The following is a 19,682-nucleotide window of genomic DNA, read 5'->3' on the forward strand; positions in this document are numbered from 1 at the left end:
GCCAGCGCCCGTTCACCCCCAGGCCCGGCCCGCCCCAAGGAGTACTGCGGCAACCCCTGCCGCTCCGCCGCCCGCCGCAAAGCCCCCGCCGAGGACAGCAGTCAGGCTGCTCAGCACAACAAGGTGATCACCGAGATAGCCGAGGCCTTCCAGGTGGAGAGCAACGCGATGACGAACGCCGCCGTCGAGCAGCAGGGCTCCGCGGCCCTGCTGGCCCACAGCGCCAGCCTCGCGCGCCAACTGGAGGACTTCGAGGCAGCCGTCATCCGCCGCGGCCGCGCGCAAGGCGAATCCTGGGAGGAGCTCGCCTCCCACCTCAGCATCAGCGCCGAGCGGCTGCGCAAGAAGTGGTCCTCCGACAAGCTCAACCGGCGCCTGGAACAGCGCGCCTCGCGCACGACCAGCTCGGCGTCAAACCCGCTCTCAGGCCCCGCGTCCTTGCCGCGCCAGCGCCCCGGCGGCCCGCTCGGGCCCCCGCCCGCCGACGTCGCGGACCCCGATTCCGATCCGCCCGGCACGGCCGCGGGCGCCACGCCGCGCTCTCCCCACCAGCACCTGGCGGCGGCCCTGTCGTTCCTGCAGACCCAGGGCGACCGGCCGCTGCGCGTCCTGGAGGGCCACGCCGGCATCTCCCCGTCCTACGTCTCGCGCGTCCTGGCCGGAGAGCGCCGGCCGTCCTGGCCGGTCACCATGGCCCTGGCCGAGGCCTGCGGCGAACCACCAAGCACCCTGTACCCGCTGTGGCGCGTCGCCCACGGCCAGCCCGTCGACGTCCGCGTCACCACCGCCGAACAGGCCGCCGAGGAGTTCCACCGCTTCCTGCGCAGCCTCCACCTCGCAGCCGCCCTGCCCGGCCCGGACTGCCTCGCCCGCCTCAGCCGCCGCCACCTGTCGCCCAGCGACATCACCCAGGTCCTCGAGGGCCGAAGCGTCCCGGACTGGCCCACCGCCGCCCGCCTGGTCGTGGCACTGCAGGGCCGGCCCGCCGACATCCGCCCGCTGTGGCACGCCGCCCGCACCCTGCCCGCGCCGCCCCAGCACACCACCTCCATGTACGCCGACGCCTTCGGCTGACCCACACCCCGCCACCCCAACCCGCCCACGCCCGCCGACGCCCCGTCCCCGGGGGAGGACGCATGCGCCCGATGACCACCAGCCCGCCCCGGCCGCGCTACCAACTCGCCATCGAAGCCCTGGTGCTGACCACCGCCGATGCCGCGCAGGTCGCCCGACAGCTCCCCGAACAGCAGCGGATCTGCGCCCTGTGCCGCGAGGTGCGATCCGTCGCCGAGGCCTCCGCTGTGCTGGCCATACCCCTCGGCGTGGTCCGCATCCTGGTCGCCGACCTCGCCGAGGCCGGCCTCGTCACCATCCACCAGCCCCACAGTCACACCAGCACCGACACAAGACCCGACACCGCGCTCCTGGCCAGGGTCCTCCACGCGTTGCGTGGCGATTCCGCCCTCGCGCTGCTCCCGCAGAACACCGCCTCACTCCTGCAGCCCACCCAGGCCTGAAGCACCGCCGCGACCAGACCGCGGTCCCCGGCCGCCGCGCGACAACGCCTCGAGGACGGCCTGGCTGGCGCGCGTGCTCCCACCGCTGCCCGCGGTACCTCAGCGAAGGAAACACCCATGGACAACAACGTCAACAACACCGCATTCGCCGACTGGCTGCTCCACCGGGCTCGCCTGGCCGGGTACGACACCGACGCCGACGACACCCACCTCACGGTCAGCGTCCTCGCGGCCATCGCAGTCGACGAAGGCCTGAGCCGAGATCAGACGGCCGCCCTGGCCCACTGCCTCGGAGTCACCTCCCGTGAGGTGACCGAGGCGTACACCGACGAGATGCGACAACGCCGCATGGCCCAGCTCCTGGACCATCCCTGCCTCGCCGAGCTCGACGCGCAGCTCGACCACATCGCACGCACCAGGTGACCGCGGCCTACGCGCACATGCCGGCCCCCGGCAGAAAGGAGGCCACGAGGGGTGCGCCTAACGCCTGCGGGACTGCCGCAGGAGCCGGGCACACTCTGAGAAGACGGCTTCCACGCCTGCCCGGTCGGCAGGAGACAGACTCCGGCGCCGTGCAGACCAGGAGGCCTGCTGCTCCCTCAGCTCCTGCGCACGGGCTGGATCACCGGCCGACTCTGCTTCTGTGATCAGTGCGGAGAAGATGCCCACGACGTAGTTGATCCCGTCCAGGGCCACCTCGTAGGACGTCCCGTCCTCAGCTGACCACGTAGCCGTCCCCATGTCCCGCACGATCGATTCAGGTTCCTCGGACCCCACCGACGTCCCCCTGCCTCATCATGATCTACGGCCAGTCCGCCGCCGCCCTGACGCCTGGCCATGGACAGATGGTGGCAGCAGGCGCCGACAACCCCCTCCGAGTGGGGCGTAGTGCCGATGACGCGTGCCCCTACTCGGCTGGATCCTCTTCCGCATCCGCTTGATCGGGCACGTGGGCAGAGGGCGGCGTCCGGTGAAGTTGCTGCGCCCGGGCGGCGGGCGAGGTACGCCTCATCCGCTGCGCTGCCGAGCACTATGACGGTGGCTATCAGAGGAACCGGATGAGGTCATGCGGATATGAAGATCCCGAATTCCGCTTCTTCGTCGGGCAGCAGATTTTCAGCCAGCTTATTTGCTCTTGCGATCTGGTATTGCATGCTTCGGTGGCCCTGGTGTGAGATAGGCAGCATCGAAAATCAGGATGGCGGCCCCGTCCTCACGCTGCCGACGTTGCTTCAAGGCGGAAGTCAAGGAAGGTTCGAGGCTGCAGAAAAACAGAGGAGGCTGATGCCGGTGCCGGCTCATGGAAGATCGTGGAGAAGGACACTTTCGCGGTCCTTAGCAGTGTTCTTCGGAACTCTCGCTTCGGTTGCTTACTTCGTCCTTCCTGCCGAAGCGGAGACTTACCGTCCATCGCCTACCGTAGAGGTGAAGGTGGGAGGAGGTGTCGAGGCTGAAGTCAAGTGCACCCTCTTCGCCAACAAGCCGAACTACAGCGGCTCGAAACTGACCGCGACCGGCGGCATCAGAAAGTGCACCCCCCGACCGCCCGCAGCGTGCGCCTTCGAAGTCGAGCTGCAGTTCTACGAGCAGAACGGGCCAGGGCCTGGCACATGGGTCACACACGCTACGAGTGACCGCAGCAGAGCGTGCCCACCGCCCTCACGTTCCGAGAAGGCTGGCGCCAGTTGCAGACCTGCCCCCAAGAAGTACTCCTACCGGACTTTGACATACGGCGCTATCGTCGATGGGGGAGGCACGGATACTGGGTCGGCTACCAGTGGCGTGTTGGCAGTGAAATGCTACTAGTCATTTCACCCATGTCGGGAGACGTCACTTCATGACACATTCCCGCGTTCGGTCTTGCCGAGAGATCGGCAAGACCGTTATCGCGCATGTTGAAGGCAATGACGAATTGCGTTCATGGCTGAGCGAACGTTGCACAGCCTGGAAGATCGAGGAAGGCGGGTTCAAAAGGCGTCTTTCAGCATTATTCTTGGCCGTAGCGTATGCTCTTACGCCGGGCGAACCGACGGAAGTTTCACCGGACCTGTCTCTGCTATCCATGCTTGAAGCTCTCGAAAAGAGAACAGTAGCTGACCTCTTCGCGCCGATAACGAGCGACGCAGACTATGAAGCCGCTTACGATGTAAAGGAGGTATGGATTATCTCAACCGGGGCCACGCCCGTTCGTGCGCTTTATTGGTCACGCCTGCGCTATGCTGCGGCTGGATTACTGACCTTGATGACTGCAGAGGGACTTCGCAAGCGCACCGTGCAGGATCTCGCGGAGTCGTAGCGCGGCGAGTCCCCCGCAAAACAGTGACCCGCACTGGCTGGCTGACAGTCCGGTCCGATGCTGCGCCGCTAGGTTCTGTCTCTTTGGGCGGCGTCGTGTCCAGATCAGGATGGCGGCGGCTGCCGCTGCCCGCCGGGCAGCGTGGCCCTCCTGGGCCGGGCAGCGACCATGCCCTCTGGCGTGAGGTTATGCGTTGTCGGGGTGGATGCCCTGGGCTTGGGCGAGGGCGGTCAGCAGTCGTTTGACGTCGCCGAGCTCGTTGTGGATCTCGCGGACGTCGCTCTTGACCTCGCGGACGTCGTCTTCGAGCGATTGGAGGCGCTGCGTGAGGGAGCGGTCGCCCGGTGCGCCGATGGCGTCGCCGAGGGAGTCGATGTTGCTGAAAGCTGTGCGCTGCTGAGATTCGATGTCGGCGAGCTTCTCGCTGTGCTCGGCCAGCGTGCGGCCTGTGCGGAAGGCGTCTGCCTCCAGGTCGCGCAGGCGTGCGTCGGTCGTCTCAGGAGTCATGCACCCCATCCTCTCAGACCCTGACAGGCCCCCGTGCCGGTACCGCCGACGAGGAACGACGGGCGCTGGCACGGGTTAGTGCAGCGCTCGGCGGCGGGCGATCACGAGGGTGCGCCAGCGGTCGCGGACGGTGTCAGCGCCGTCGATCCACCGGGCAGCCGACGGCGCGGTGAGGGGCAGGCCGCCCATGAAGTGGGCGATGTCGGTGTAGTAGGCGTAGTCGCCGCCGCGGGCCAGTTCGCGCAGCCGGTGGATGACGGTGCGCACCTTGTCCTGTTCGCCCTTGACGGCGTGGTGGAAGGCCAGGGTGAGCTCGAGGACGGCTTCGGCCGCGGTGATGCCGGTGTCCCGGATCTCGGCGCGCAGCGCTCGGGCGGTTTCGAGGCCGGGCAGGGTGCCCGCGTCGCGGACCAGGGCTGCGATTCTCGCGGTGAAGTTGGTGGCGCGCAGGTCGAGGCCGGCCAGGAGCTGGTCGGTGAGGTGGAGCTCGTCGTCGGCGGTGTCGGGGTCGGTGAAGGCAAGCACGAGGGCGCGCTGGGCCTGGCTGGTGGCGCGTTCTCCGGCGACGCCGTGCTGCTCGGCCTGGTCGCGGGCGGCGGCGTAGGCGGCGGCCGCGCGGTCCATGTCGCCGTGGGGCCACAGGATGTCGCCTTCGACGCGGTGCTGGCGGCCCGCCCAGCCCAGCGTTTGGGCGGTGGCGTAGGCGGTGGGGAAGTCGCCGGCGAGGCGGGCGAGGTGGACCAGGCCGCGGCGAGCGGCGGGGGCGAGGCGGCCGCCGCCGTCGGCGACGGCCTGCATGCCCTGGCGGGAGGCGGTGGAGTTGCCGAGGTCGCGGTGGGCCTTGGCGAGGTAGTACACGGCCATCTCGTGCAGGTCGGCGGGCAGCAGTCCGCTGCCGGTGACGGTGGTGAGTCGGGAGGCGGTGACGGAGCGGTGCTCATGCTGGCGGCGCGCGAGCGCGGCGAGGAGCTCGACCAGGGCGTCGGCCGCCGTCTCCAGCGTGCTGGTGCCTCCGGTCCGGGCGGGTGGGGCGATCGGCTCCCACACTGAGTCGCTGACGTACGCCCAGGCGGCGTCGGCGAGCCAGCCGAGGTCGAGCCGGAAGTCGCGGGCGAGCGGGAGACCCTGGCGCAGGCAGCCGACCAGCAGCATCCGGTCCCGTCCGCTGTGCGCACTCCATTGAGTGCCGAGGGCGGCCAGAGCCCGCTCGGCGGCCCGCTCCCAGTCCCGCGCCGACCAGCGGTCGTCGGTGGCGTCGTCGGCGCTGCGGATGGTGGAGCGGACCAGGCCGTGCAGGTGGTAGGGCCACACCCCGAAGGGGTTCTCGCGGACGAACGGCCGCTCGATCAGCCGCATCGCCGGAGCTTCGTGCCCCAGGCCAGCGGCCGCGGTGGCGAGGGTGAGGTCGAAGGCGTCCAGGAGGCTGATGGAGCGCAGGACGTGGCGTTCGTCGGGGGTGAGATCGGAGAGGGTGCGGGCGATCAGGGCGCCGAAGTCGTGGTCGAAGTCGGCCGGGACCGGCTCGCGGGTGCGGCGGATCTCCAGGAACCGGAGTACCGACAGGTCGAGGTAGAGGGGCAGGCCGTGGGAGCGGTCGGTGATGGTCTGCCGGATGCGGGCGGGGATGAGGGGCTGGCCGTCGCGGGAGAGGCGGCGCGCGAGGTAGTCGTCGCAGTCCTCCGGCGAGAAGTCGCCGATCAGCACCTGCCGCCCGCGGCCTCCTGGCGGCGTTGCGGGCGTGCGCGCTGCGGGGATGACGGCGCCGGCCAGGCCGGGCCAGGCGGTGGGTCCGGTGTAGTCGAGCTGTCCCTGCAGGGCGGGGTCGGCCCACTGCAGGCGGGAGCGGCCGGTGACGATGAAGTAGGCGTTGGGCATCAGCCACACCACCCGCTGGATGAGGCGCTCCAGGTCGCGGTGGGTGCGGTCGCCGACGTCCTCGAAGGTGTCCAGCAAGATCACCGGCGTGACGCGCTTGCCGGCCGGGAGCTGGGCGAGCTCCCAGGCGAGCAGGTGCGGGTAGAAGCTGAGCGCGTCCAGGTCGGGTTCGGCTTCCAGCAGGTCGGCCAGCCGGGCGCAGCCGGCCAGTGCCCGTACGGTCTGTCTGCGCTCGCGCAGGGCGCGGGCCAGCGAGCCGGTCACCTGTGCGGCGGCGGCCCCGAGGGTGCCGGGCAGCAGGAGGGCCTGGGCGACGTCGGCCATGGCGGACTGCATCTGCTGGGGCAGCGTCTGGCCGAACCGTCCGGCCAGGCCGCCGCGGCGCAGGTACTCCTCCAGGCTCTCGCCGGGGTGCTGGTGCTCCCAGTACCGGCGCAGCGCCACGTCGAAGGCCGGCAGCGGGCGGCCGAGCATGCTGAGAGCGGCCCGGATCGTCAGCACGAGCTGCTCGAAGTCGGTTCCGGCTGAGCGGGCCAGGTCGATGCGTACGGGCAGGATCCGCTTGTCGGCCCAGGCGGGTTCGCCCCACTGCACGGGCCGGTCGGCGCTGGCCAGTGCGGCCTCCAGCTTGCGGGACAGCGTCGTCTTGCCGATGCCGCCGACCCCGTGGAACACCATGATGTTGTCGCGCGGGGCCTCGAGGTCCTCCACGTCGAAGCCGGGGCCAGCCGTGTGCCGCAGGTGCTCGCCGAGCGCGGCCGCGACCAGCTCCCATTGCATCTGGCGGTTGGTGAACGCCTCGACGCACTGCACGCCGCGGTCGTTCGTGCTGAACAGCGCCCGCAGATCCCGGCCTGCCACGCCCCACCCCCGCATCGATGATCACCTCGGGCCAACCTATGCCGCCGCGCGGCCCCTTGGGGAAGGATCCCCCGGACGCAGGCAGGGCGCGAAGGCATTGCGTACGCGGACACGGCGCGTCGCGGCACTGTGCCACCGGAATTCGGCCAGGGAGACAATGACCGTTTCCCTACAAGATCAACACGGAGGTGGTGACCATGTCCGACAGCCCCGACTTCTCCGGCCTGGACGGCGGAGAGGAACAGGCAGCCGAGGAGGCCATCCAGGAGGTGGTGAACTGGTACAACGCCCAGCTCATCACCGAGCGCCGCGCGCCGGTGCCCGACGAGAAACGGATCGCGCAGCTGAAGGAGGGCCGACAGGCCGTGCTGGCCGACCAGGCACAGCTGGCGACCGCCGACCCGGAAGAGGCCGGGCAGATCGCCGCCGTCTACGCCGCACGGCTGAAGGAGCTCAAGAAGTCGTAGCGCGCGGCCGTGCCCGGTACGGGCAGCGGCCAGGAGGGCGGGTGCGGTCGGCCGAGGCGAGCCGGCTGCACCCGCGCGGGCATCAACGGCCGGGCGAGCGCGGCGATGTCGTCCAGCTCCTCCCTGTGCCGGGGGAGCGCCCGGCGCAGGCCTTGGTGGAGGCCGAGGAAGGCCGCGGCCTCCTGCTCGGTGTAGGGCCGGGAGCGTTCCGCGGCGAGCGCCCATGACGCCCGCCCTGCGCCGTCGGCTTCGTGGCGCAGCAGGGCCTGGCCGTCGCGGCGGATCACCGTGATGGCCGCGATCTGCGGGTGCCGCTCGGCGAGGGCGACGAGGTCGGTGAGCGCGCGGAAACAGGTGGTGTGGCCCGCGCGGCTGGTGAAGCGGCCGGTGCCGCCGCGCTGCAGGGCGCGGGCGTAGCGCAGCGCGGTGGCAAGCCGGCTGTCGGCTTCGCGTACGGCCAGCACGACGAGCTCGACCGGGTAGCCGCTGGCCGCGAACGGCACCGCGCTGTCAAGGAACTCCGCCACGCTGCCGGGGGCCGCCTCGATGAGAACATCGCCGCGCCGCTCACGGACGTACTGCTCAGCCTGGGTGAACCAGGCGCGGTAGTCGGCGCGGATCGCCGCCCCGGCACCGCGGGGATCGTCGCGCAGCAGCTGGAAGTAGTCGGGGTGCTGGGCCTTGAAGTCGTCGCCGACCAGCCGGGTCGTGCCAGCCCGCATCGCCCGGCGCACCATCCGGGCCGCCAGCAGCTTGCCCGCGCCGGGCTGGCCGAGCACGTAGATGGCGCGCGGGTCGTCCCGGGGGACGATGCCGTTCAGGTAGGAGGGCGCGATCAACTCGTCGAAGATCCAGCGGTGCTCCTGGGCCGAGAGCCGGTGGTAGTCCACGCCCGGTGCCCGCCGTCGCGGCTGGGCGATGCGCCGTACGGGCTCGGCGAGGGCTGCGGCCCGCTCGGCATCCCGCTGGACGGCCAGGCGCCGGTCCTCGCACTGCACGTCGCGGTGCAGCCGCCGGTCAGCACGGGCGAGGTCCCGGCGGAAGACAGCCGTCTCCCGCGCGCTCCAGGGCCGAAACCGCTCGTGCGTCACCGCCTTCTCGGCCGCCGGGCGACGCCGCCAGCATCCGTCCGTGAGCTCGTTGTCGTACAGCACGGTGCCGTCGCGTCGCACGACGGTGATGCGGTCGGCCAGCTGCTCGGCTTCGATGACCGCCAGCGTCGTGAGCATCTGTCGGGCACAGGTGTCGTGGTTCTCCCACGACACGTACCGCGGATCGGACAGGAAACGGTCCAGAATGCCGAGCTGGCTCCAGGCCTCCGCCGTCGCCACCGCCACGATCTCGATCCGGTGACCTGCCCGCCGGTAGGCGCGCGACGACGTCCGGAACTCCTCAGGGTCGGCCAGAGCGGACTCGACCACGGCATCGACCCCGTGCGCGCGCACCAGGTCCTCCACCTCGCCCTGCCAGCGGCGCGTGTCCGCACGCACCCCCACGCCAGTAGCGCGGACGTCGGCGGCCAGGAGCTCGGCGTAGCGGGGGTGCACCGGCTTGTAGAGGTCGCTGCAGATCCGTACCGCGCCGCCCCGCCGGGCCAGCGCTGCCTGCACGAGGTCGGCGATCTGAGTCTTGCCCGCGCCGGGCTGGCCGGCCACCACAACGACGACGGGATGAGGCTGCGCGACAGCATCCCCCGTGACTGCCGGAACGATCACCTGCTCCAGCACCCGGCGGCTCTCCGCCTCGGGCAACGCACCCAGGACGCTGCTCTCCCCCATCTGCCCTCCAGGCGCCGACCGTTCGCAGTCCAAGGCCAACATAGCAGGCCCGTACGCCATTCGTACGGTATACGTACGCAGAACGTACGGGATATGTACGCCTCGTGGGGTAAGGTACCGACAGGAGGTGTTCCATGTCCGAGTCCGAGTTGTTCGACGCGGTCGACGCGCTGCTCGCGTCCCGCGCCAAGCTGCCGCCGCCAGCGGAGCGCAAGCGGCTGCGGGCCGCGCACGGCCTGACGATCGACGAAGTGGCCACCGCGCTGAAGGTGCGCCGGGCCACGGTGTCCGGCTGGGAGTCCGGCAAGACCGAGCCCCGCCCTCCGGAGCGTGACGCCTACGCGCGGCTGCTGGACAAGCTCGCGGAGCTCTACCCTGCCGACGCCACCGCCGCGCCGGTTCAGGACGCCGCAGTGCCGGCCACGTTCACCGCCACTTCCGCCCCGGCGGAAGCGCAGACTCTGTCCACAGGCCAGGCGCCCGACGCTGCGGACATGACTGCACCTGAGGACACTCAGGCCCCTGCCACCGCTCCGGTTGCCGCTGCTCCGGCAGCCGCGCCCCGTCCGGCGCGCACCACCAGGACGTCGTCGACGTCGCGCCGGTCAGGTGCGAAGAAGGCGGCCCCGGCCGGTACCCCGGCGGGCGGTACCGACCCGCGGTTCGAGAACGGGCCGCTGGCGGTCGTCGACATCGAGGACGGGAAGGTGCTGGCGTACTGCACCGGCGGCCTGGTCCTGGACGTGCCCGCCAAGAGCCTCCCGGCCCTGGTCGACTGGACGCTGCGCGAGGCGAAGCTCGGTCAGCCGAAGCTGTCCGGGCCGGGCAAGGACGCCGACCCGCTGCTCGTGCTCACCGAGGCCGCGCTGGAGCGCTACGGTCTGCCCACCACGCTCACTGAGGAGGAGCGCCTCGCTGGCCGTCTGCCGGAGGGCCACAAGGTCATCAAGCAGCTCGCGCGCGCAGAGTGGAAGCTGACCAAGCGCGGCTTCGGCCCGTGGGCGCGTATCTACCGCCCCGCCACCGGTTCGGAGCGGGCCTGCGTCCAGCTCTGCATCCCCTCCTGGAACGCACTGGATGCCCGGCACTGGGGCGAGGCCGGGCAGCTCCCGCCGGCCGAGCTCGCCCGCGTCCTGGGCGTCTACGCGTCCCGGGTGATGACGCCGCGCGGCTCCACAGCCGTGACCGGCCTGGAGCTGATGACCACGCTGCACCCGCCGACCCGGGCCTCCGAGCCGGACGCGACGGGGAAGCGGCACTCCGAGCACAACCCCGGCTCGCTGGGCAAGGACGCCATCGACCCGATGAACTGGCCGCCGTGCGAGGTCCCCGACGGCCACCCGGTCCTCAAGGACCTGCCCCGCTTCCACGTCCGCGGCCCCGGCGAGAAGCTGTTCGAGGAGGCGTACGACTGGGCGCGGCCGATGACCGATGCCGAGTGCACCCTGCGCCACCTCGTCGGCATCGACGTCAACATGGCCTTCGCCGCCGGTGCCAACGGCCTGAGCGTCGGCCTGGGGGAAGCGACGCACGTCACGAACCCGGTGTTCGACCCGAAGCTGCCCGGCTCGTGGCTGGTGGACCTGTCCCACGTCGACCTGTCGAAGGTGAAGGTGGGCAAGGACAAGTGGGTGGAGCTGGACGGTTCGCTGCTGCCCTCGCCGTTCACGCCGAAGGGTGAACATCCCGAGGGGCCGGCCTGGTACGCGACACCCACCGTGGCGTACGCGGCGGAGCTCGGCTACGAGGTGCGCCCGCTCGAGGCGTGGGTCCGCTACGACAACGGCCGCTACCTGGACGGCTGGTACAACCGGCTCCGTGACGCCTACCTCGCCACGATGGCCGACCTCGGCGTCGACGCCGACCTCGCCCCGGCCGACTTCCTCACGGCGATGGACGGCTACAAGGACCGCGACCCGCACCTGGCGATCGTCGTCTCAGCGATCAAGGCCACGGTCAAGGGCGGCCTGGGCAAGCTCCGCGAGCGCCCGCGCGGCGAGGGCTGGCGTCCGGGCGAGCCGTGGCGGGCCCTGTCCCGCCCGACGTGGCGGCCGGACATCCGCGCGGCGGTCATCTCCCGCACCCGCATCAACCTCCACAGGAAGCTCGTCAAGCACGCGGCGTTCACCGGGCAGTATCCGGTGGCGATCCTGTCGGACTGCGTCGTCTACGCCGCCGACGGCACGTCGCCGCTGGACTTCCTGCCCTACCGGGAGGGCAAGCCGCTGCCCGGCGGCTTCAAGCTCGGCATCAACCCCGGCCTGGTCAAGCACGAGGGCACCCAGAGCGTCCTGTGGGGCGAGGAGGTCCGCGAGCGGTTCAACGCCCCGGAGCTCAACCTCGCCCGGTACATCAAGGACGGCACCGTCACCGACGTCGACAACGGAGAGTAGGAGCAGGCGATGAGCGTGTTCGGGGACGGCCTGGAGGCCGCGGTGCAGAAGGCGTTCACCCGCCCGGCGCCCAAGAGCGCGCCCGCGCAGATGCGGTACCTGGTCAAGCAACTCAAGGGCACCAAGGCGGTCGCCCAGATGCTGCGCATCTCCCAGCGCACCGTCGAGCGGTACGTGAAGAACCAGATCAAAAAGCCCCGGCCCGAGCTCGCCGCGCGCCTGGAGCGCGAGGTGAAGAAGCGCTGGCAGCCGCAGATCCGGGCCAAGGCCAAGGCCAAGGCGGCCAGCACAGGCGGCATCGTCATCGACACCCGCGCCCGCATGGGCTACACCGCACCGATCGGGTCGACGGATCAGGACCGCATCCGGCACCTGACCGTCGCCCTGCCCCCGCAGTACGCGGCCCGCCTCTTCGACGCCCAGGAGGCCGGCGCCACCGACACCCAGCTCCAGCAGATCGCAGCCGAAGCGCTCAAGGAGGTCTACTTCCAGGACGGCGGCCACCGCGCCGGCTCCCTCGAGGAGGTCCGCTTCACGGACATCGAACACCTCGGGTTCGAGCTCTAGCAGCCGTAGCCCGAACAGCCCGCGAGCCCCGGACCGACACGGTCCGGGGCTCGCTCGCGTATCTGCGGGGGGGGGATGGTGATGCACGCGATGCCGTGTTCAACGACGTCGCCGGGTGCCGGTCACTCCGCGCCCGCGGCCGGGCCGGGCAGAGGCTGGCCTTCCCGTGCGGTGAGGACCGCGTCGACGAAGGCCCGCATGAGTGCAGCCATCTCGGACGCTGTCACGTCTTTCGTCCACCGGCTGGCGTGCCATCCGCTGCACTGCAGCTCGAACCGGTGCACACCGTGGGCGTGCTCCACCTCGCGGGCGTAGGGCTCGCGCGGGCAGCGCCCGTGCCGCTCGGTCTGCTCCAGGTGCGCGCGGACGACGGCGGTGTGGAACCGGCGCGGCAAGGTCCGTTCTTCGAGGCAGCCGCGGCATTCCAGGAGATGCAGCGCCGCGCCTTCGAGACGGAGGAAGAGGTAGGGGAGCCCTGTTCCTTCACGGGTGTTGCAGCTGCCGCACAGCGGGCCGCGGACGTAGCCGTGCTCGTGGCAGTGGTCCCACGCCGCAGCCGGGCTCTCCTTGCACAGGCGGCACAGGTAGTCGTCTGCCCGGGAGCCGCGCCGACGGTGAGCCGCGTAGAGCACGCCCCGCAGATGACCGGTGTACAACTGACTGGACTCCCCGGCACACGGCGGGCACAGGGTGACGTACCCCGTGCGAGTGTTCCTCCTCCAGCCGCCCCAGTACGGTCCCCGGGCTCCGCAGCGGCACAGCCGGACCTGGTCGACCAGCTCACCCTCACGCTGCTCCCAGCGGTCCAGGAAGTCGGCGTAGGCCCGCGGCAGGAGCCAGGTCTCACCGTTCCAGACCAGTAGCTCGAGGGGCCGGGTGCCGGCGATGCTCTGCAGGTGTCGGGCCTGGCCGCTGTAGGCGACGAACTCCTCCCACGTCAGGCCCCCGGGCAGCCCGTTGTCACCGATGGCCCTCCAGTCGCCCCACTCCTCGTACGGACGGTCTTCCTGGAACAGCTTGAAGCGGGCCCGGTTGACCATCCACGACACCAGCGTGCGCCGCCAGTCGGGCCGGTGCCACTCCTCCGGGTCACGCTCCGGGATATCACGGTACGCGGGCAGCTGCACATCGACGACGTCGCCGAGGTCCACGTGCAAGTCCGTCAGCACCTGGCCCGCGGCACGGACGTCCCGCTCGTCATACATCCAGCGCGCCTTGTGCTTGTAGCAGCGCACCGCTATGTCACCGAAGAAGACGTGGCCGTGCTGCCGCAGGCCGGGCATGTGAAGAAGCACGTCGGGATCCAGCGGAACCGCAGCGGCGTGCGTCAGGTCCGCGAAGAGGGAGCGCGCTCGCTCCCGGGTGACGAGAGGCATGACCGGATGGTGGCAGCCGCCACTGACAACTCCCCCTGCTCTGCGTCTTCCTGCGCCTGCCACCGTACGGACGAGCGTCGGGACACCCGGCACGACCTGCCAGGCGTCGGCCTCTTTCCACAGGCTGGCGCCTGGCCGACTGGACGCATGAGCGACGACGAGCAGCAGCAGCCAACCCCGCGCCGCGGCAAGGTCCTGCAGGCCCTCGCGCGGGCGGAGCGGAAGCTCCTCACCCGGCCCGCCCCGAAATCGGCAAAGGCATGTATGAAATTCCTTCGCGCGCGTGAGGACGGGTCCACAGCAGCCGTGGCGGAGCGCCTGGGCACCTCACGCCGGACGGTGGAGCGCTACCTCGCCGAAAGCTGACGAAGCCGCAGAAGCAGCTCCAGGCCGCCCTGGTGGAAGCGGCCGAATCCGCGTGACAACCGCAGGTCAGAGCGCGAACCCGCGCACAGGCGGCGACCTCCAGAGGGATGACGGTGGAGGTGACGGCGTACTTCGGGTTCACCTGCACGGGCAGCTCGGACGTCGGCAGGGAGCGCCAGATCACCACGGACATCTCGCCCACCTACGTGAAGTAGATCCTGGAGCTTCAGGAGGCCGGTGCGACGGATGAGAAGCTGGATCCGACCGTCGCGGAGACCATCACGGAGTCGTATTTCACGAAATGGGGCACACAGGCTGGTGGCCTCTACACGAATTTCACGTCCGCGTCGTCAATTTCCTTCCGCTTCTGACCCGGCCGAATTCCAGACCTGCTAGAAACATGTTCGGCGGGCCGCCGCACAGCGCTCTGACGGCGGCCCGCTTGCGAATCCGCCCACGAATACGAGGCCGAAGATGACCACGCCCTGGCCGCCCCGGCGCACCGCTCGCCGTCCGCTCGCCCCGCGCGTCGCCGCGCCCCGCGAGCCGGTCGACCCCGCCCAGATCGGCCGCCGCGTCGTACGGCGCCGGGCGAAGGGGATGGACTCCGGCGCCGTCGCGGCAGCCCTCGAGGACGCCCGCTTCGACGCCCGGCAGGACTCCCGCCACGAGGACCTCGCCGACGACGTACGCGGCCGGGCGGAGCTCGCGGAATGGGAGCGCCTCGCGCAGCTACTCGCGGCCGCACCAGCGGGCACCGTCTACGACCCGGACAACGACGACGTCGTCCAGGCCGAGCTCGCCGCCGACGCCGCGGCCGCCGCCGCGCGTGAGGCCGAGCTGCGCGAAGCCGCCCGCATCGCGGCCCGCGCCGACGAGCTCCAGGTGCTGCGCGAGCTCGGCACCCTGGAGCAGACCGAACCCCGTACCGGAGACGAAGCCGCCAGGGACGCGCTCACCCGGCGAGCCGGCGGGCACGTCCAGGCCGACGTCGACGCCTGGCTCGCCCACGCCCTCGCCGCTCACCGCGGGCACTACCGCGCCCCGGCCGCCCGCGAGGAAGCCGCGGCCTTCTCACCCCGCCGGTCCTCGCGCACGCGGCGCTGCTCGCCGAACTCGCCCGCCTGGTCCCCGGCACTGGCGTCGACCAACTGGCGTTCGCGGGCCGACTCGCCACCGCCGTCCCCGAAGCAGCCGGTGACCTCGCCGTGTTCCTCGCCCGCGTCCAGTTGTAGCGCAGCATTCGCACGGCCCGCTCCGGCACTCTCCGATTTCGCCCGTGATCACCGAGGGTGGCTGTCACGCTCACCCGTGTCACGCACCCCGATCCGGTTGTCACGTCGGGGTGTCACGCTGCCTGTCCGGCCCGGAATCACGGGCCCGGCCCCGGATTTGGGCCACCTCGCCGATCAGCGTGACGCCCCTCCCGGAGACTATGATCCGCATCCGGCTGCGATCCCTCGCCCGTCTGAACAGTGGGCCGATCTGTGTCATCAACCCCCTGTTTCCCCAGGTGGACACGCTCACCTGTGTCACTGTTCAGCTGATCTGTGTCATCGGTCGGCGGGCAGGTCCCACCGCCCGGCAGCACGCCGGGCCCGGGGCTCCGGTACCCGGAGCCGCGCCCTCGTACGAGCCGCCGGAATCGTCCTCGGGCGGCCCGGAGAGTGCGGAAGAATCGCCGGGGTGAACATCGACAGCGCCGCCGCCGCGCTCTACGCGCAGGCCCTGCAGAGCACCGCCGCCGACCCGAGCCGCTGCACTGTGCCGTGGGGCGTGTGCCCCGACCACGGCGACACCCTCACGTCACGCGCGCGAGCCACCGAGGGCTTCGACTCCTGGTGCACGGACGTCACGCGCTTCAACGTCTGGCCGTACGACCGGCTGGACGCGGACTGCACCGAGCCGGCGACCCACACCGTCCAGGCCGACAACGGCGACCGCTACGTGGTCTGCGACGGCCACGCCCGCACGGCCCGCACCCAGATCACCGACGGCCAGGTCCTGCCCGGCCTGCCCGCCTGAGCACCGAGACGGATGTGACCCGGTGCGCGGAGAGATTCCGGCGAACCCGTACCCGTGCTGTACGCCCTGCTGTACGTTCGGAGCATGGCATCGAAACCTGTCACGATCCGGGTTCCCGAGGAACTGCACGCCCAGCTGCAGGAGCGTGCTGAGGCCGAGGGCACCACGGTGACCGCGCTCATCACCGAGGCCGCGACCAACGCCGTACGCGACCCCCGCCTCAAGGGAGCGGCCGAGGCGTTCCGCTCGTTCATCGCGGACCACGCCGACGCCTTCGACCAGGCGTTCCCCGACGACGCCCCCGACAGGCTGGACGCTCCCGGACGGGCCGCCTGACCGTGGAGCTCTACATCGACATCCGCTGGCTGCTGGAGCGCCAGGCGGAGGTCCTGCCCAAGGCGCCGGTCATCCACGACTTCAGCTGCCTCGTGGCCGCCGTCGGCCGCCACCGCGTCAACACCCCGAAGGTCGGCACGGTCGTCGACAACTCCTGGCGCGCGGCCACACTGATGCACTCGATCATCCGGCTGCGCCCGCTCCCGGCCCGCAACGCGCTGTTCGGCGCGGGCATCGTCGTGGCGTACATGAACGCCGCGGGCGAGGGGATCGACGCCCCATACGGCGCGCTCATCGACCTCGCCCGCGACATCACCGCCGAACGCGCTGACGCGTACGACGCCGCCGACCGCATCCGCTCCTGGCGAATCTGACCGCCTGGCCCGAACCGCTGGAGGGAGAAGTCCATGGCCGACGCAGGGACACCCGAGGATCCGGCCGCGATGATCCGGGCGCGGTACGCGCTCTACGTGGAGACGCTCCGGGCCCGGATGCCCCAGGCCCAGTTCGAGCTCCTGATGGAGGTGATCCGCGAGTACGTGAAGGCCGGCGGCGGCCGGTTCCGGCTCGATCTGGAACCGGAGGAGAAGGAACTGTTCACCGAGGAAGTGCAGCAGGAGCTGCTCATCCTCCTCGGGCTGCTCGGGGCGATGGAGCCCGGCCACGAGGACCGCGCCGACCATGTCGTCGCCCGCCTCGGTGACGGCGAGCACGCCAAGGCCGCGATGTCGCTGGTGCCCCCGGACGTCGCGAACGACTCGGACAAGCTGCGCGCGATGCGGGACAAACTCGATGCCCAGCAGCACCAGCGTCGGCAGGACGAGCAGACGGTGGAGGACATCGCCCGCGCCAGCGGCATGGACACCTGACGCGGCCCGCATCGTGGTTCACCCGGATAGTGCAACAGGGGCAGCGGGTCGTGCTGCTCCTGTTGCTGCATGTGAGCTCCCGGATGCAGCGCAGCATTCGCACGGCAGCACGCCCACATGATCCTTCCGGCGCTGTACGGCCGCCTGCCGCGCCGGAACGCCCTCTGGCCTCTAGGGCGTGGTCGACGGCCGTACAGGCGCTCACAGCGGCGTACAGAGCGGCTTGATCGCGGGCGGGTACGACGAAGGCGCTGCACCGGGGGTGCAGCGCCGTGTTGCCCGGCCGCCCGGCTGGGCGGCCGGGTCAGTGGACGCGCTTGAGACGGGTCGTCTTGTTGATGGGCGTGACGTTGCCCTTGGCCTTGGCTTCGGCCTTGCGGGCCTTCTCTTCCAGGTGGAGTTGGAAGCGGCGCTCATACTCGTCTTCGAAGTCGCCGACGTCCAGGCGCATGTCCCTGGGGAGCGCCTTGACGGCGCGCTGTTGTTCGCGGGGGTCGTTGAAGGCGGCGATCATCGGGTGGAGCTGGAAGCGGCCGCGACGGACCACGGTGACGAGCCGGGCAGCGACCAGGTGCGGCATGGCTCGGCTGATCATGCCGCGTTCCATCGCGAGACCGGCCGCGAGTTCGTCGTGCGTGGCGACGACCAGGCCGCCCGGCTCCTGCTCGGTCATCATGTGCAGCAGCAGCGTGTAGGCGGTGGGAGGCAGCCGTGGCACGTACGCGAGACCGTTGAGACTGCCCCACAGCACGTTGCGGCGCGGAACCCAATCCTCGGCAGCGGACGTCATGACGTGGCCTTCCCTTCCCCATCCGACTCCTTGCGCACTTCCAGTTTCGCGCCGGGAGCGGCCATCGCCCGGAACGCTTCGGGCGCGTCCGGGTCCTCCATGATCTCGCGCAGCAGGTCCAACTGCTCCACCCTGTCGCCCATACCCGCCTTGGAGCGCTTCTTCTCGCCCTTGCGCGGCTCCCTGAGACCGCCCCTGAGCGATGCGGCCGGGTTGAGCTGGTACAGGCCCCGCTGGAGCCTGCGCAGCGCGCCATCGGCCTCCAGGACGTTGAAGACGCGGCTGATGTGCGGCCGGCTGTACCCAAGGTCTGCAGCGACGTCTTCGTGCTTGGCCTCGATCAACCCGCCGGGCTTCTGGGAGCCCATCAGGTGGAACAGCACCACGAGCACGAACCGGTCGCTGTCGTAGCGGCCAGCCGCCCAACGCATGAACTCCAGGCTGTCCATGGAGAATGCCTCGCCGATGAACCCCGTGCTGGAGCCGACCGGGAAGACCTGGGCGGCATGGCCGGCGGGCAGCTCGATGATCGAGCCGGAGGACCGGTTGTAGGCGGTGGGCGGCGGCTTCGGGCGCCGCCGACGACGGGACGGGGCGCCGGGCAGCTTCGGCGCTGCGCTGCCGTCCAGGGGCCCTGAGCTCATGGGGTCGCTGCCTCCTTGATCGTCGTAGTGCCAGAACCATAGCGGAGAACCGTGGCAGTAGTGCCACCAAAACGCGGCAGCGCCGACACGAAAGTCACCCGTACGTCAGCCCTGGACTGACCTCCGCTTCCGGATCGGGCCCGCCCCCCGGCTGACACACCGTGCATCGTTTCGTGGCACTACTGCCACGAAACGATGTTGATCAGTCAGGACCGGCTGACGTCACAACCGAGATATGTCAGTCCAGGGCTGACATATCTTTCCAAACTCGGCTCTGTGACCTGCGAAAACGTACGGCTCTTGCTTCTAGAGCGTGCGCGCGCGTGATACCGGTTCTCCTCGCCTTGATCAAGCACCGCCACGCTGTGGGATCAGCCCATCAGTAGCACCAGAGCCTCGGGGCCAGACCCCGTCGTGGCGCGCGCGGCTTCGCGTGCGGGTTCGTCGGCCCGCTGCGGGACGTGAACAGCAGCAGCGGCTCTGAGTCTCGGGTGGTATCGGCCGTGGCGCTCAAAAGGGAGAGAGCGCGGCCGCTCCCGGTGGGTGGTTCCGCCGCCCGGCCCGGGGGGCCATTCGGCTCCGGTACCTCCGCATGCCGGAATTCAAGCTTTCCGATATCTGAGGGACCGTTCTGTGGCTCGGGTCCGCAGCTTCCCAAATTCCTTATTCCTCGCGTGAGTAGGGAAACCGAATTTCGGCGCTGACCTTGCATCAAAAGTCGCGCCTGTCTGGGTGGTTGGGGGGGGGGGTCTCGTGTTTCCGCCAAAGGTACATGCTGCATCAATCTGATGCACCCGCTACACTGGAACCCGACACGAACGAGCGACCCCCACCCCTCGTAACCAGCCCAGCCCGCGCCAGCGGGCCCCACGGTTCTGGAGGCGCAGCCGGAAGGACCGTCAGGCGGGGGAGCGCAGCGGACCCGCCCCGGGAGTGCGAAGCACTCCCCAACCCCCTTACTCAAGATCGGCTTAGTTGGGCTGCGGTGGTATGGGCAGCTTCGGTGCCAAGGCGG

The 19,682-nt window shown here is 70.5% G+C and carries 19 protein-coding genes; 12 read left to right on the plus strand and 7 right to left on the minus strand.

Annotated features, from left to right (window positions below; translation table 11 throughout):
* The first annotated feature begins 123 nt into the window (after positions 1–123).
* The 4 genes from IE330_RS39705 (at position 124) to IE330_RS22215 (ending at position 3,813) form a co-directional block, all read left to right on the plus strand.
* The gene (locus IE330_RS39705; protein ID WP_190137845.1) at positions 124–1,074 is read left to right on the plus strand and encodes a helix-turn-helix domain-containing protein; all 951 of its coding nucleotides are present in this window, start codon (positions 124–126) and stop codon (positions 1,072–1,074) included.
* Between the two features lie 62 nt (positions 1,075–1,136).
* Complete coding sequence (locus IE330_RS39710) at positions 1,137–1,517, plus strand: DUF742 domain-containing protein (RefSeq protein ID WP_190137846.1); 381 nt, start codon at positions 1,137–1,139, stop codon at positions 1,515–1,517.
* Between the two features lie 117 nt (positions 1,518–1,634).
* On the plus strand, positions 1,635–1,940 hold the full coding sequence (locus IE330_RS22210; RefSeq protein ID WP_190137847.1) for a hypothetical protein: 306 nt from the start codon (positions 1,635–1,637) through the stop codon (positions 1,938–1,940).
* Positions 1,941–3,354: 1,414 nt separating this feature from the next.
* Positions 3,355–3,813 (plus strand): hypothetical protein, encoded by a 459-nt coding sequence (locus IE330_RS22215; RefSeq protein WP_190137848.1) that lies wholly within the window; start codon positions 3,355–3,357, stop codon positions 3,811–3,813.
* Positions 3,814–3,999: 186 nt separating this feature from the next.
* Here the strand turns inward: IE330_RS22215 and IE330_RS22220 are convergent, their stop codons facing one another.
* Positions 4,000–4,320, minus strand: a complete 321-nt coding sequence (locus IE330_RS22220; protein WP_190137849.1) for a hypothetical protein — start codon at positions 4,318–4,320, stop codon at positions 4,000–4,002.
* A 75-nt stretch (positions 4,321–4,395) separates the two neighbouring features.
* Positions 4,396–7,056 (minus strand): ATP/GTP-binding protein, encoded by a 2,661-nt coding sequence (locus IE330_RS22225; protein ID WP_190137850.1) that lies wholly within the window; start codon positions 7,054–7,056, stop codon positions 4,396–4,398.
* Positions 7,057–7,253: 197 nt separating this feature from the next.
* On the opposite strand from IE330_RS22225, the gene IE330_RS22230 reads away from it, so the two are divergent.
* Positions 7,254–7,523: a hypothetical protein gene (locus tag IE330_RS22230; protein ID WP_190137851.1), complete on the plus strand. Its 270-nt coding sequence runs from the start codon at positions 7,254–7,256 to the stop codon at positions 7,521–7,523.
* Here IE330_RS22230 and IE330_RS22235 read toward each other — a convergent pair.
* On the minus strand, positions 7,487–9,301 hold the full coding sequence (locus tag IE330_RS22235) for a zeta toxin family protein (RefSeq protein ID WP_190137852.1): 1,815 nt from the start codon (positions 9,299–9,301) through the stop codon (positions 7,487–7,489). The two genes, IE330_RS22230 and IE330_RS22235, sit on opposite strands and share 37 nt — an antisense overlap.
* Before the next feature lie 134 nt (positions 9,302–9,435).
* Between IE330_RS22235 and tap the strand changes: the two genes are divergently transcribed.
* Positions 9,436–11,694 (plus strand): telomere-associated protein Tap, encoded by a 2,259-nt coding sequence (gene tap, locus IE330_RS22240; protein ID WP_190137853.1) that lies wholly within the window; start codon positions 9,436–9,438, stop codon positions 11,692–11,694.
* 9 nt (positions 11,695–11,703) lie between these two features.
* Positions 11,704–12,261, plus strand: a complete 558-nt coding sequence (gene tpg / locus IE330_RS22245) for a telomere-protecting terminal protein Tpg (protein WP_190137854.1) — start codon at positions 11,704–11,706, stop codon at positions 12,259–12,261.
* Positions 12,262–12,383: 122 nt separating this feature from the next.
* Here the strand turns inward: tpg and IE330_RS22250 are convergent, their stop codons facing one another.
* Positions 12,384–13,637, minus strand: coding sequence for an endonuclease domain-containing protein (locus IE330_RS22250; protein WP_190137855.1), 1,254 nt, complete (start codon positions 13,635–13,637; stop codon positions 12,384–12,386).
* 147 nt (positions 13,638–13,784) lie between these two features.
* Between IE330_RS22250 and IE330_RS39120 the strand changes: the two genes are divergently transcribed.
* Positions 13,785–14,003 carry a hypothetical protein gene (locus IE330_RS39120; RefSeq protein ID WP_229925830.1) on the plus strand — a complete coding sequence of 73 codons (219 nt, stop codon included), beginning with the start codon at positions 13,785–13,787 and terminating at the stop codon, positions 14,001–14,003.
* A 732-nt stretch (positions 14,004–14,735) separates the two neighbouring features.
* Here IE330_RS39120 and IE330_RS22260 read toward each other — a convergent pair.
* The gene (locus tag IE330_RS22260) at positions 14,736–15,029 is read right to left on the minus strand and encodes a hypothetical protein (RefSeq protein WP_190137856.1); all 294 of its coding nucleotides are present in this window, start codon (positions 15,027–15,029) and stop codon (positions 14,736–14,738) included.
* Positions 15,030–15,689: 660 nt separating this feature from the next.
* Here IE330_RS22260 and IE330_RS22265 point away from each other — a divergent pair.
* The 4 genes from IE330_RS22265 to IE330_RS22280 all read left to right on the plus strand — a co-directional run bounded on the left by IE330_RS22265 (position 15,690) and on the right by IE330_RS22280 (position 17,233).
* Positions 15,690–16,028 carry a hypothetical protein gene (locus IE330_RS22265; protein WP_190137857.1) on the plus strand — a complete coding sequence of 113 codons (339 nt, stop codon included), beginning with the start codon at positions 15,690–15,692 and terminating at the stop codon, positions 16,026–16,028.
* Between the two features lie 84 nt (positions 16,029–16,112).
* Entirely contained in the window at positions 16,113–16,364 is a 252-nt protein-coding gene (locus IE330_RS22270; RefSeq protein WP_190137858.1) for a YlcI/YnfO family protein, read from the plus strand.
* Positions 16,361–16,738, plus strand: coding sequence for a toxin Doc (locus IE330_RS22275; protein WP_190137861.1), 378 nt, complete (start codon positions 16,361–16,363; stop codon positions 16,736–16,738). The genes IE330_RS22270 and IE330_RS22275 overlap by 4 nt, the downstream gene beginning before the upstream one ends.
* 33 nt (positions 16,739–16,771) lie before the next feature.
* Positions 16,772–17,233: a hypothetical protein gene (locus IE330_RS22280; RefSeq protein ID WP_229925831.1), complete on the plus strand. Its 462-nt coding sequence runs from the start codon at positions 16,772–16,774 to the stop codon at positions 17,231–17,233.
* A 304-nt stretch (positions 17,234–17,537) separates the two neighbouring features.
* On the opposite strand, the gene IE330_RS22285 is transcribed toward IE330_RS22280, so the two are convergent.
* Both IE330_RS22285 and IE330_RS22290 read right to left on the minus strand, forming a co-directional pair.
* Positions 17,538–18,023, minus strand: coding sequence for a hypothetical protein (locus IE330_RS22285; protein ID WP_190137859.1), 486 nt, complete (start codon positions 18,021–18,023; stop codon positions 17,538–17,540).
* The gene (locus tag IE330_RS22290; RefSeq protein ID WP_190137860.1) at positions 18,020–18,667 is read right to left on the minus strand and encodes a helix-turn-helix domain-containing protein; all 648 of its coding nucleotides are present in this window, start codon (positions 18,665–18,667) and stop codon (positions 18,020–18,022) included. Before IE330_RS22290 ends, IE330_RS22285 begins: the two co-directional genes overlap by 4 nt.
* Positions 18,668–19,682: the final 1,015 nt, after the last annotated feature.

Origin of the sequence: Streptomyces longispororuber (assembly GCF_014656095.1) — a bacterium.
GTDB lineage: Bacteria > Actinomycetota > Actinomycetes > Streptomycetales > Streptomycetaceae > Streptomyces > Streptomyces longispororuber.